Here is a 12,478-nt window from a genome sequence, read left to right on the forward strand (position 1 = left end):
GACACTGAATTATAAAACGTGAACTATCAAAATACAAACAGTCACATTTAGCTTTTCCATAAAAAAGCATCAAATAAGAATCATTAACATAAAATCCCCAATGCAAGCAGACAAAATACATCTAAGAAAACAGAGCTATATGTTTGGTTTTTATTAAATAAAATTAAATTTTATTTATCGTTTTTAGCTTTGATAATTAAATTTATTTATTTAGACTAAAGATGAACAAAGAATCATTATATTTTACAACAATCTTAGCTGTATTTATATCATTTATAACAATTTTCATTTCCATTAGAAATATATGGTATTTACAATAATTATATCAATCCAACTTCATGAAATGAAATAACTACTTAGTCTGTGCATAACTTCCTCATATGGCAAAATCATGCTGATTTTTTCTGCAAAATTATGGTTTATTTTATCCAATTTGGACAAATAACCACCATTTCAGCACATATTTGGCAGCTATTTTTTAACCAAACAAACTTAATTTCACTTTTCATTTATCGCTTTTAATTATGACTAAAAAATCAGCAAAAAATACAATAAAAAGATGTAAGTTACGAAAATTAGAATAATTTAAAATATTAGGCTTGACGTAAATTCGGAACCTATCAGAGTTTTTAGGAATTAAAAATTGCCTACAATTCCCACAACATGCATATTTTTTTCTGCAACTTATTTTCATTTGACTTATTATACAGCGTCGATACTGATATTTTCCTCATGGCTACTGGATTTTTTTGATCCAACCCCGGTGAGGGCGTCGCTTTATCCATAAGTATAATTGACAAAATTTCAGTACTCACTAATCTTATAGCAAATTTTTGACCCGTCTGATTCGCGCATTAAAAGATTAGTACTACGAGTCAGATAAAACATTCACCAGGACAGGAGATCTATTGAATGTCTGCAGCAACTGGCAAAAAAGCCGTTTTACAGCTTGATGGCAAAGAAATTGAATTACCAATTTACAGCGGCACATTGGGCCCAGATGTAATCGACGTTAAAGATGTGTTGGCCGCAGGTCACTTTACTTTTGATCCTGGTTTTATGGCAACAGCTGCATGTGAATCTAAAATCACATTCATCGATGGTAACAAAGGTGTTCTTCTACACCGCGGTTACCCAATCGACCAGCTTGCAACTAAAGCAGACTATTTAGAAACTTGCTACTTATTGTTAAACGGCGAACTTCCAACAGCTGAACAAAAAGTAGAATTTGATGCTAAAGTTCGTAACCACACTATGGTTCATGACCAAGTTAGCCGTTTCTTCAATGGTTTCCGTCGTGATGCTCACCCGATGGCAATTATGGTTGGTGTAGTTGGTGCGCTTTCTGCGTTCTATCACAACAACTTGGACATCGAAGACGTTAACCACCGTGAAATTACTGCAATCCGCTTGATTGCTAAAGTTCCTACGCTAGCAGCTTGGAGCTACAAATATACAGTTGGTCAACCATTCGTTTACCCACGTAATGACTTGAGCTACGCTGAAAACTTCTTGTACATGATGTTTGCTACTCCTGCAGACAAAGACTACAAAGTTAACCCAATTCTTGCTAAAGCAATGGATCGTATCTTCACGCTTCATGCTGACCACGAACAAAACGCATCTACTTCTACAGTACGCTTAGCCGGTTCTACTGGTGCTAACCCTTACGCATGTATCGCTGCGGGTATCTCTGCACTTTGGGGTCCTGCTCACGGTGGTGCGAACGAAGCCGTTCTTAAGATGCTTGATGAAATCGGCACTGTAGAAAACGTTGCGGGCTTCATGGAAAAAGTGAAGACTAAAGAAGTTAAACTGATGGGCTTCGGTCACCGAGTTTATAAAAACTTCGATCCACGCGCGAAAGTAATGAAAGAAACTTGTGATGAAGTTCTTGGTGCGCTTGGTATCAACGATCCACAACTTGCTCTTGCAATGGAACTTGAACGCATTGCATTGTCTGATGAATACTTCATCAAACGTAACTTATACCCTAACGTAGACTTCTATTCAGGTATCATCCTTAAAGCGATTGGTATTCCGACTGAAATGTTTACTGTAATCTTCGCTCTTGCACGTACAGTTGGCTGGATCAGCCACTGGTTAGAAATGCACAGCGGCCCTTACAAAATCGGTCGTCCACGTCAGCTTTACACTGGTGAAGTTCAACGTGACATCCAAGGTCGTTAATTCTTTTAGAATTAATGATTTAAAAAAACCGCCCCTTCCGGGCGGTTTTTTTACGTCTTTCAATCAAGCCTCTACTCCATGCTATAAAATTTTACTCAACCCGAATCCTGTTTAAGCAGATGTTTGCATAATACGAACCACTGGCTTGTTTTTATGACAGAGTTGATAGACACATAACGATGCATAAACTCCAGATAAATACCCATCAATGCTTCTCGCTTTACTCGTCACCAAATGATTTTTTCCTTTTAACAAGCTAAATAAATTCTCTATTTTATTAGGCTGCTTTAAGTGATATTCACCTGATGTAGAGAGTCGAGTGGATTTCATAACTGATTCATGATTAAGTACAGCTTACAATCAAAGAACCATCCCATTGAGCTTTTGCCGCGGGTTGCAATCGCTGCCTAGGGATTTATGCGTTGAATCCGCTGATTTTTGCATACAGTTAGCGTAGTTGAATCAATCTATAAATAATGACTTTAACAATCTTTCATCCAGAAAAAATGTAAAACATGCAGCGCCAATTAATGAGCTCTGATGAGATGAACCATCCGCTGGTAACATGGTAAATATCGAAAGAGTTGACCTTGATTTTGCCTTAATAAAAAGAAGAAGGCTTTGAAGTTATTGAAATAAGAATACTTATACCAAATGGCAATGAACACGATTTCTGAAAATTTCAATTGAGTAGACAGTATTCTCAAACGCTTGTTGCTATATTTTTAAAATTCCCAATAGCTTGCTTCAAATTTCTAAAAAAAGCCATCGAACATGGTCATTGAAGACGTAGGTTATGTGGTAACTCCCTCATGATTTTTAGCCGCCTTTTTTTTCAAGTCTATTTCTTATGCGCGATTCAGATTTTCTTAAGTTAAACAATATATTTTCAGGCTTACCTATACTTTTATATAAATATCAAAGGAATAAATCCCTAAATAGATTTTTTCCAGATTTAAACTCCTCAGTAAATTCATTTTGAATTGATCTTTAAATTCTATTGTTAAACTTGTATCTAACTTCTTATCCATCACGGGTAATAAGAATTCAAATTTTCTTCAGCATCGTTACAATATCAAATCAAAGAATTGAACAAATTTCCCTTCCTTGACATTTACTCTCGCCTTACTTTGTGAATAGAATTTATCCTACAAACAGTAAAATGAAACTTTATGTTCAAAAAATTTAGGTTCTGGTTATGGTTCAAACTTTATTTAATGTTTGATATTCATAACTTTCGTTTTCGGCAGTTGACCACTGGTGAGATAAATCTTGCACGGCAAGTTTTCGGTAATTTAATCAATTACAATGAAGTTCAAATATTGAATATCAAATATCTTCCTTGGCAACCCATAAATATGTATATGGCTCCCAATGGCAACATTTTTATGAATAACGAAAATTTTTGTGAAGATTTCTCTCGGCGATCCAAACAAATGCAAGGTTTGTTCATACATGAGATGACCCATATTTATCAATATCAGTCTAATCTCAATGTTCTGTTACACGGTGCTATACTGCAGTCCAAATATTTTTTGAGTTTTAAAAAATATAATCCTTATAAATACCACTTTATTGCGGGCAAACCGTTTCATACATACAACATTGAACAACAAGGAGAGATTGCCCGGGACATATTCTTTAAAAATATCCCCAACATTATCTTAAATAATGAACACCTCATACAGTAATTCTTGCAGGTTCAATTTTTAACTTAATTCTTGGAATGAATAAATTTCAATAATGCCTCATAATTTTCCATCCGATCATCTTTTTTAATTTTTTAATAGTTCGATTTCATCGTTCGAGTCCCTCTTTTCAGTATTGTCGAGATCATTCTGCTGAACAGAATCTGGTGAATTTTCCAGGTGAGCAAACTTAAAGCTGTTTATAGAACAGGTAGCGATTCATAAGTAGGCTTGAAGTGAATGGCATACTTTTTGGTAACTAATGTTTAGACAACAGTGTGTATAACTTTTAACTACAACTGCCTCTCAAACCATAACATGGCAAGTGCTTGTGCACGCGTAGACAAAATGTAGAATTCCACCTCAAACATTTGATTTAAAACATTTAATAGAAATTGCATCTAGCAGGTTATCTCATCCAATCACCACAATCCATTTGCAATATGTCTATTTTCGCATCCCTGCTGTATTTTTTTGTCTAAATTCAGATTTTTTTTGTTTTTTTCTCTATAAACGATGCAATTCGTATATAGTATCGAATTGCTAATTATTGATTAATACTTCTATTTTATTTGTCGTCACGTACACAGCATTGAACGCATAATCATAATAAATCTAAGTCTGTGTATACATCCCTATAGGTAATAGGATTAAGTTGGAATGAAAAGTTTTAAAATTGCCCTTGCACAATTCTCTCCGCATATTGGCAATATCGAAGCAAACACTCAAAAGATGCTTGAACAGATAAATGAAGCCAAAAAACAAAAAGCTGATTTAATTCTCTTCCCGGAGCTTTCAACTATAGGCTACCCTGCAGAAGATCTATTACTCCGTCCTAGCTTGGCAAAACGCACACAAAAAGCTTTTGAGCTGCTCAGTCAAGTCAAAGACATTGTGATGGTTTTTGGTTTTGTCAATCAGAGTGAAGAGGGTCACCGCTACAACTCTGCAGCCGTAATGAAAGATGGACAAGTGCTGGGTGTTTACAACAAACAGAACTTGCCAAACTACAGTGTATTTGATGAAAAGCGTTATTTCAGCGAAGGCCATCAACACCTGGTTTTTGAATATTTAGGTCATAAGTTTGGTGTGCTGATTTGCGAAGATATCTGGTCACTCAGTACCGTGCATCAGTTATCTCAACTGAATGTTGAAACAGCTTTGGTCTTAAATGCTTCACCTTATGAAGTAGGTAAACCGCAACATCGTGTCACCACCATGAGTCAACTGGCTAAACAGTTGAATATTAATCTGGTCTATACCAACCAGATTGGTGGTCAAGATGACCTGATTTTTGATGGCACCAGCTTTGTGATCAATAAAGATGGCAATATTGTCTTACAGGCAGCAAGTTTTAAAGAAGATCTTTATTACGCCGAATATGAAGCCGAACAAAAAGCCTATAAAGTCGGAACAGTAACACCTGCTTTAGATACCTTGGCTGAAATCTATCAAGGTCTGGTTTTAGCAACTCGTGATTATGTTCAGCGTTCTGGTTTTCCTGGCGTGATTCTTGGTTTATCGGGCGGCATTGACTCAGCATTAACACTGGCAATCGCGGTTGATGCGATTGGTGCAGATAAAGTTCAGGCCGTGATGATGCCTTATACTTACACCGCTCAAATCAGTGTAGAAGATGCCGCTGCACAGGCCAAAACCATGGGTGTAACTTTCGGTATTGCTGAAATCAATCCAATCGTGAACAGCTTCATGCAAACCCTGTATCCATTCTTTGGTAACAGCCCTGCAGATGCCACTGAAGAAAATCTGCAAGCCCGTGCTCGTGGTACCTTACTGATGGGCTTGTCGAACAAGTTTGGTAATCTGGTTTTATCTACCGGCAACAAGTCTGAACTTTCTGTAGGTTACTGCACCCTGTATGGCGATATGGTTGGCGGTTATGCAGTGCTGAAAGACGTGTATAAAACCATTGTGTTTGAACTGGCGAAATACCGTAACAGCATTTCAGAGACTCCAGTCATTCCAGAGCGTGTCATTACTCGCCCACCTTCTGCAGAACTGCGTCCAGACCAGAAAGACCAAGACTCTTTACCTGCCTATGAAGTACTGGATGCCATTCTTTATTCTTATATTGAAGAAGATATGAGTCAGGATGACATTATCGCCAAAGGCTTTGATAAAGCAGTGGTGGAAAAAGTCATTCGCCTGGTAGATCGTAATGAATATAAACGTCGTCAAGGTGCGATTGGCCCGCGTATCAGCTCACGCGCATTTACCCGTGAACGCCGTTATCCAATTATGAATGGATGGGCACCAGGTGTCTAAGAAACACCTAGCCCAACAGTTTGCTCAAGCGCTTATGCTTGAGCAAACCCGCTTTATAAAAAAACAATTATTAGCAGAACAACATAATCCTTATATCGAAAAATTTGTTCATCATATTTATATTTCTTCAGATCAGATTGCTTTAAAACAGATTATTCAACTTGAATCGCTACAAGAGGTGGTTCAAAAATATGCCTTTGAATTGAATCTAGGTGCTGAAATTTTAGAGTTCATCGGGGCTGTTTCTCAAAGAATTCATCAGCTGGCAATGAACAGCCAGACTCAAATCAACGCGTTGCTGTCTGATGAAACTTTTGAATTATGGATGTACAAGATTCTCGAACTGGATCAGTTGCGTCACTACATCCATGATAATTTGCAGCACAATCCGCAAGTCGAACATGTCAGTTTACAGCTAGCGAACCAGATTCTTGAAAGTAATACGCCTTGGCTGGATCATCTACGCAAGCTCAATACCCATCAACAAGGTTTGGGTTCCAAGATACTCAGTTTTATTCAAGACCAGCAACAGGCTATTGAACTCAAGCTGGAGCAGCAACTTGCTCACGCTCTGGTCAAACAACTTGCAAACCTGTTTTTACTGCCGAATGAAGAGCTAGCAGACATCAGCCTGCATTTATGGGAAGATATTAAACAAAGAACCTTGCGGGAAACTTTTTCCCAATTCCAGCCCATAGACTTTGAAGAGTTCTTTATTCTGGTCTATGAAACCTGGCGACAGTTAAGACAAACAGAATACCTGCAACAGGTAGTTTTGGATGTGGTGGCTGGCTTTTATGACTATTTCGCCAACTACAGCTTACAGGAACTGTTGCAATCTGTCGGACTAGATGAAGAAGACTTACATCAGGAAGCCCACCGTTTTATACCCTACACTCTTCAAGCCCTAGAACAACAAGGATTGCTAGACGGGATTATTCAGGCGCTGATTTCACCTTTTTATGCCAGCGAAACTACTCATCAATTTATTGAGCAATATCTTCAAGAAAAGTTTTAATTTCTTATACAAGCTCTGTTGGCATTTTATTAATGGATAGTTAACAGACCTTTTTCTGCTTCTGAGAATCGACCTGACTTTTTTGAACCATAAAAAAAGAGACCATGCTGAGAGCACGGTCTATAAAAATGGTGGCTATGACGGGACTTGAACCTGTGACCCCCGCATTATGAGTGCGGTGCTCTAACCAACTGAGCTACATAGCCATAAACTGTGTGCGCATTATCTAGATTTCGACAACTAGCGTCAAGCCCTTTATTTTATGAGTGTTCAGAGTTTGAGCGTTTTATTTTTTTTCAGTTAATATTTAAACAAAACAGCGATTTATTCCAGCTATCTCCTACTTAAACCTTAAAATTAAAGCACTGAAATATTGAAATAAAATGCATCTCAAATTCATCGCCATCAGCTTAATCCCCCTAATGAGTGGCTCCTCTGCCAGTTAGTTTCACCCATATTCGTCAATTACAATGGAGTCTGTAGGATTGGTGATGGATCAACAATCAACAGCTTTTGACCATGTAGCAAAAGCGCACCCCCCGGCACAACGCATTCAAGCACAGCAAAAACTCTATCGTATTGAGCATATTGCAGAAGATAAGAAATTAACGATTGCTACGCAAAACCAGATTGCTTTGCACTATGCACAGTTTCATCTTACTAAAAATAAAATCGATCAATTGCAACAGATCATGTTTGGAAAAGATAAAAAGCCAAAAATTCTGGAAAATATAAGCAAAAATTTCCTAAAGTAAAACTCGATGCCAGTTCAATTCAATGTGAATAATGATTTTTTAAGATAAATTTTAGACATAAAAAAAGACCACGCTTTTATAAACGTGGTCTATGAAAATGGTGGCTATGACGGGACTTGAACCTGTGACCCCCGCATTATGAGTGCGGTGCTCTAACCAACTGAGCTACATAGCCAAAACTGTGCGCGTATTATCTATTTCAGGGAACTTCATGTCAAGAAATATCATGCAATAATTGTAAAAAAATTGGTGAAGTGAGCCGATAAGCCGGGTTCTGTCGTGAACGATCATTCCTCTAGGCGTACAATCACTCGTACGCTCAAGCGACCTACCCGAATCCAGCACGGGCCGTGCCTGAAGGATTCCTATTTGGTCTTGCTTCTGGTGGGGTTTACCTTGCCGTGAACTGTTACCAGACACGCGGTGCGCTCTTACCGCACCCTTTCACCCTTACCATCTCTCTTGGTCTCCCCGAAGGGAAATTGCAAAGATGGCGGTCTACTCTCTGCTGCACTTGCCGTCGGCTTTCACCGCCCAGGCGTTACCTGGCACCCTGCCCTACGAAGCCCGGACTTTCCTCCCCTGCTTCAATCACGGAGATCTCCACAGCAGCGATCGTCTGGCTCACTTCGGGGCGTATGCTAACAAATTTCAGCACTAATTACTGGTGCTTTTTTGTGCAATCAGCTTTTTATATTTTTCCATCAGGTCATCTTGTGATTCCACATGCTGGGGATCATGCGGAATACAGTCGACCGGACAGAACAATTGACACTGCGGTTGATCAAAATGCCCAACGCATTCGGTACATAAATCCGGGTGAATTTCATAAATGACCTCACCCATGAATATCGCCTCATTCGGGCACACCGGCTCACAGACATCACAATTGATGCATTCATCGGTAATATATAAAGACACTTTACCAACCTTGCTGTTGTTTCCGCTTAAAGGCTTCAACTACAGCTTGCGGTACAAACTGCGCGACATCACCATTTAAGCGTGCTATTTCACGTACTAAAGTAGATGAAATAAAAGAATATTGCTCTGAAGGGGTTAGAAATACCGCCTCAAAACTTGCATCCAGGCGGCGGTTCATGTTGGCCAGTTGAAATTCGTACTCAAAGTCAGATACGGCGCGTAATCCACGCAGCACAGCTGTTGCTTTCTGTTCACGGAAAAAATTGACCAACAGACCATCAAAGCCGACAAATTCTACATTAGGCAAATGACTGAGCGATTTTTTTGCTAGTTCCACTCGCTCTTCCAAACTAAAGACTGGATTTTTGTGATGACCAATGGCAATAGCAACCACAACTTCATCAAACATTTTCGCTGCACGTGACACCAAATCGATATGTCCATTGGTAATTGGATCGAAAGTGCCTGGATAAATGACGCGAGATTTAGTCATCCATTTTTACTCTAGTTTTTAGTAGAGCCCTATTTTAACAAAAACTTCTTTTTTTAGTGAACAATCTCCTTACTTTTGAAAAAACTTCACCTCAGAGCGAGTTTGAGGCAAAATAGAACTAATCTTGGAATATGCGTATTATGTCGAAATCAATCGTAGTTAAAAAAAATACTGGTGGCACTATTGCGCAGAACAAGCGTGCTCGCCATGATTATTTTATTGAAGATAAATTCGAAGCCGGGTTGTCTTTACAAGGCTGGGAAGTCAAGTCCTTGCGTGCCGGGCGGATGACCATTACCGAAAGTTATATTCTGTTCAAGAACAATGAAGCGTTTTTATTTGGTGCACAAATCCAGCCCCTGTTATCTGCTTCAACACATGTGGTGCCTGAAGCCACCCGCACACGCAAATTGCTGCTTTCACGCCGCGAAATTGAAAAACTTTTGGGTGCAGTGAATCAGAAAGGTTATGCCTGTGTACCTTTGGCCTGCTACTGGAAAGGTCCATTAGCCAAACTGGAAATTGCCCTGGTTAAAGGTAAACAGTTACACGATAAACGTGCGACTGAAAAAGACCGGGACTGGCAGCGTGACAAGGCCCGGATTTTCCACAAATAATTTTTACCTGAATTAAAAAAACCTCCAGCTGGAGGTTTTTAAATTTCTGAAAAAATCTGAACTTACTTGAATCTGTTTGCTAACAATGCCAGATATTCACCAAACCAGATAGCCGTATCCAGGTCACCTTGTGGTGGTGTCACCTCTACCGGGGCATTATCCGACTGGGTCATCAATCCCAAAAAGCCCGACATCCGGTTCAGGTCCTGCGAACCACGCCCAGTCGGCATCAGCGGCAAACCTGCCCACAGCATGCCGTGCTGCATGGCAAACAGATTGATCTGCTGCAATACTGCCAGTTTATCACCACTCAATCCGCCGCCATTGGTAAAACCCGCTGCAATTTTACCTTGCCAGGTCCGTGCCAGCCAGCGTTTGGATGACTGCTCCATAAATAGCTTCAAGGCTGAAGTAATACTGCCCATATAGGTCGGACAACCGAATATAATAGCATCAGCCTGATCCAAAACATCCCAATCCACATGCTCGATATTCATGCAATGTACCTGAATACCGGTTTGCTTGGCCCCTTGAGCAATGAAAGAAGCGACCTTTGCAGTATGTCCATAGGGGCTGTGATAAACGATAGCAAGAGATTTAGTGGATAAAAGCATATCAATAAAAGCAGTAAGTTTTAATCAACAAGTTTAACAGTTTCAAATCATAAACACGAATGTTGCCATACGACCGGTTTTGGCTGCACGGCGATAGGAAAAATATTCTTCTGCCTGTGTATAGGAACATTGGTCACCGCCCAGCACAACTTCAACCCCATGTTGCTTTAAGATAAATCGTGCAATCGCATATAAGTCAGCATAAAACTTATCTGCTTTTTCACCCGCTTTAAAAGCATCTTCCAGTTCAGGGTATTTGGAACAGAAAGCCTGTTTGACTTCTGCTCCAATTTCAAAACAGGGCTGACTAATCGCAGCGCCCAACCATGCCCAAGTTGGCTGGGTTTGCATGGCAGCAATGGTATTTTCAACAATACCATTTGCCAGACCTCGCCAGCCGGCATGCAAATTCGCTATCTCCGTCCCATCTGCATTGCCGAGCACCACAGGCAAACAATCAGCAGTCATCATCATTAAGGCATGTGCTTTACGCTGGGTCACCAATCCATCCCCTTCCAGGGCCTGAAAAGGGATTTCTTCATTGATGGTATGACAAATGGTGCTATGGGTTTGAGTCATCCAGGTCACTTTATCGACCCCGAATTCAGTAAACTCCGCCAGTAAAGCCATACGATGCTGCTGTACACGCTTTGCATCATCCCCCACATGCAAGGCCAGGTTAAATCCTGCAAGTTCAGGTTGAGCTAAAGGCTGAATTTTTTCATGATGCACTCGCGTCTGCCCCACACATACACCTTCCGGAAGCCCTTGAACAAATTGCATGTCTATTTCCTTGTGCTTTTCCTTATGATTCACCAGCCATAAAACCACTTAGTAGGCTTTATTTTCACTGCGCAATACCTCAATCAACTGCGCAAAGTCATCTGCCCATGGTGCCTCAAACATCATTTCTTCACCACTGTGCGGATGAATCAGTCCAAGTTTGGTTGCATGCAAGGCCTGACGTTTAAAGCCGCGTAAAGTATCGGCCAGTAATTCTGAAGCACCTGCCGGTACACGGACACGACTCATATACACCGAATCACCGACCAGACCAAAGCCCAGATAACTAAAATGCACACGAATCTGATGGGTACGGCCGGTTTCCAGACGTGCCTGCACACGGGTGAAATGCTGAAAGCGTTCTTTCACGTTGTAATGGGTCACTGCATCTCGACCACCCGGCAACACGGCCATTTTTACTCGATCGACCGGATGACGCTTGATTGGCTCATCAATCGTACCACCGGCAATAATGTTACCGTACACCACCAGATCATAGAGACGATATACCGATTTCTTCGCCAATTGCTTGCTTAAAGAAAACTGGGCTTCCAGATTTTTCGCTACCACCAGCAAACCGCTGGTGTCTTTATCAATACGGTGTACCAGACCGGCACGAGCCAGTTCGGCAGATTTTGGATAATGATAAAGCAAGGCGTTTACCAGTGTACCGCTTGTATTTCCCGCACCTGGATGAACCACCATACCAACCGGTTTGTTAATGACAATAATATCGTCATCTTCATACACCACATTGAGGGGAATATTTTCCGGCAGGCTTTTGGTTTGAACTTCCAGCTCTACATCCAGCGTAAGCAGCTCATTGCCTTCACATTTATACTTAGGTTTGACAGTGTTACCATTTACCAACAAATGGCCATCTTTCAGCCACTGCTTCAATTTTTCACGAGAAAAATCGCTCCAGACTAACGCTGCAACCTGATCGATACGTTGCCCTAAATAACTTTCATCCAATTGAAATTGCAACGATAAACGTGTTGCAGTTGAGTCTGAAGTATGGTTATCTGCATCCTCAGAATCTTCAAGTAAATTGAAATCAGTTTCAGGGACATTAGAATTAGAAGATTGTGCTTGACTCATTTGCTCATTCAG

11 protein-coding genes, 2 tRNA genes, 1 other RNA gene and 1 pseudogene are annotated in these 12,478 nt (G+C 40.3%); 6 read left to right on the forward strand and 9 right to left on the reverse strand.

Features of this window, described 5'->3' with window-relative positions; all coding sequences use genetic code 11:
- Window positions 1-912: 912 nt before the first annotated feature.
- Complete coding sequence (gltA, locus tag GTU69_RS10585; protein WP_086196825.1) at window positions 913-2,190, forward strand: citrate synthase; 1,278 nt, start codon at window positions 913-915, stop codon at window positions 2,188-2,190.
- 111 nt (window positions 2,191-2,301) lie between these two features.
- Here the strand turns inward: gltA and GTU69_RS10590 are convergent.
- Window positions 2,302-2,972, reverse strand: a pseudogene (locus GTU69_RS10590) (transposase).
- 435 nt (window positions 2,973-3,407) lie between these two features.
- Here GTU69_RS10590 and GTU69_RS17195 point away from each other — a divergent pair.
- From GTU69_RS17195 to GTU69_RS10600, 3 genes are all read left to right on the forward strand, one after another.
- Entirely contained in the window at window positions 3,408-3,881 is a 474-nt protein-coding gene (locus GTU69_RS17195) for a hypothetical protein (protein WP_240921625.1), read from the forward strand.
- A 657-nt stretch (window positions 3,882-4,538) separates the two neighbouring features.
- Window positions 4,539-6,164, forward strand: coding sequence for an NAD+ synthase (locus GTU69_RS10595; RefSeq protein WP_166170369.1), 1,626 nt, complete (start codon window positions 4,539-4,541; stop codon window positions 6,162-6,164).
- A complete protein-coding gene (locus tag GTU69_RS10600) occupies window positions 6,157-7,182 on the forward strand; it encodes a hypothetical protein (protein WP_346764483.1) in 1,026 nt (341 codons plus the stop codon). Before GTU69_RS10595 ends, GTU69_RS10600 begins: the two co-directional genes overlap by 8 nt.
- A gap of 129 nt (window positions 7,183-7,311) precedes the next feature.
- On the opposite strand, the gene GTU69_RS10605 is transcribed toward GTU69_RS10600, so the two are convergent.
- Window positions 7,312-7,388 (reverse strand) — tRNA-Met (locus tag GTU69_RS10605).
- A gap of 285 nt (window positions 7,389-7,673) precedes the next feature.
- On the opposite strand from GTU69_RS10605, the gene GTU69_RS10610 reads away from it, so the two are divergent.
- Complete coding sequence (locus GTU69_RS10610; protein ID WP_240921622.1) at window positions 7,674-7,937, forward strand: hypothetical protein; 264 nt, start codon at window positions 7,674-7,676, stop codon at window positions 7,935-7,937.
- Between the two features lie 98 nt (window positions 7,938-8,035).
- Here the strand turns inward: GTU69_RS10610 and GTU69_RS10615 are convergent.
- From GTU69_RS10615 to coaD, 4 genes are all read right to left on the reverse strand, one after another.
- Window positions 8,036-8,112: transfer RNA gene (locus GTU69_RS10615), tRNA-Met, on the reverse strand.
- Window positions 8,113-8,184: 72 nt separating this feature from the next.
- Window positions 8,185-8,568, reverse strand: an RNA gene (gene rnpB, locus GTU69_RS10620) — RNase P RNA component class A.
- A gap of 26 nt (window positions 8,569-8,594) precedes the next feature.
- A complete protein-coding gene (locus tag GTU69_RS10625; RefSeq protein ID WP_166170373.1) occupies window positions 8,595-8,858 on the reverse strand; it encodes a YfhL family 4Fe-4S dicluster ferredoxin in 264 nt (87 codons plus the stop codon).
- Between the two features lies 1 nt (window position 8,859).
- Window positions 8,860-9,351 carry a pantetheine-phosphate adenylyltransferase gene (coaD, locus tag GTU69_RS10630; RefSeq protein ID WP_086196830.1) on the reverse strand — a complete coding sequence of 164 codons (492 nt, stop codon included), beginning with the start codon at window positions 9,349-9,351 and terminating at the stop codon, window positions 8,860-8,862.
- Window positions 9,352-9,491: 140 nt separating this feature from the next.
- Here coaD and smpB point away from each other — a divergent pair, with 140 nt between their 5' ends.
- On the forward strand, window positions 9,492-9,968 hold the full coding sequence (gene smpB, locus GTU69_RS10635) for an SsrA-binding protein SmpB (RefSeq protein ID WP_086196831.1): 477 nt from the start codon (window positions 9,492-9,494) through the stop codon (window positions 9,966-9,968).
- Between the two features lie 62 nt (window positions 9,969-10,030).
- On the opposite strand, the gene GTU69_RS10640 is transcribed toward smpB, so the two are convergent.
- The 3 genes from GTU69_RS10640 to rluD are packed head-to-tail and all read right to left on the reverse strand — an operon-like array spanning window position 10,031 to window position 12,466.
- Window positions 10,031-10,582: a flavodoxin family protein gene (locus GTU69_RS10640; RefSeq protein ID WP_166170375.1), complete on the reverse strand. Its 552-nt coding sequence runs from the start codon at window positions 10,580-10,582 to the stop codon at window positions 10,031-10,033.
- A gap of 42 nt (window positions 10,583-10,624) precedes the next feature.
- Window positions 10,625-11,365 carry a peptidoglycan editing factor PgeF gene (gene pgeF, locus GTU69_RS10645; RefSeq protein WP_166170377.1) on the reverse strand — a complete coding sequence of 247 codons (741 nt, stop codon included), beginning with the start codon at window positions 11,363-11,365 and terminating at the stop codon, window positions 10,625-10,627.
- Window positions 11,366-11,413: 48 nt separating this feature from the next.
- Window positions 11,414-12,466 (reverse strand): 23S rRNA pseudouridine(1911/1915/1917) synthase RluD, encoded by a 1,053-nt coding sequence (rluD, locus tag GTU69_RS10650; RefSeq protein ID WP_166170379.1) that lies wholly within the window; start codon window positions 12,464-12,466, stop codon window positions 11,414-11,416.
- Window positions 12,467-12,478: the final 12 nt, after the last annotated feature.

The organism is Acinetobacter sp. SA01 (assembly GCF_011319235.1).
Classification (GTDB): Bacteria; Pseudomonadota; Gammaproteobacteria; order Pseudomonadales; family Moraxellaceae; genus Acinetobacter.

Bases quoted from the DNA above. Each gene is read 5' to 3' on its own strand.
- gltA (WP_086196825.1), top strand. From the start codon at position 913: ATGTCTGCAGCAACTGGCAAAAAAGCCGTTTTACAGCTTGATGGCAAA.
- smpB (WP_086196831.1), top strand. From the start codon at position 9,492: ATGTCGAAATCAATCGTAGTTAAAAAAAATACTGGTGGCACTATTGCG.
- coaD (WP_086196830.1), bottom strand. From the start codon at position 9,351: ATGACTAAATCTCGCGTCATTTATCCAGGCACTTTCGATCCAATTACC.
- GTU69_RS10595 (WP_166170369.1), top strand. From the start codon at position 4,539: ATGAAAAGTTTTAAAATTGCCCTTGCACAATTCTCTCCGCATATTGGC.
- GTU69_RS17195 (WP_240921625.1), top strand. From the start codon at position 3,408: ATGTTTGATATTCATAACTTTCGTTTTCGGCAGTTGACCACTGGTGAG.
- rluD (WP_166170379.1), bottom strand. From the start codon at position 12,466: ATGAGTCAAGCACAATCTTCTAATTCTAATGTCCCTGAAACTGATTTC.
- GTU69_RS10640 (WP_166170375.1), bottom strand. From the start codon at position 10,582: ATGCTTTTATCCACTAAATCTCTTGCTATCGTTTATCACAGCCCCTAT.
- GTU69_RS10610 (WP_240921622.1), top strand. From the start codon at position 7,674: ATGGATCAACAATCAACAGCTTTTGACCATGTAGCAAAAGCGCACCCC.
- pgeF (WP_166170377.1), bottom strand. From the start codon at position 11,365: ATGCAATTTGTTCAAGGGCTTCCGGAAGGTGTATGTGTGGGGCAGACG.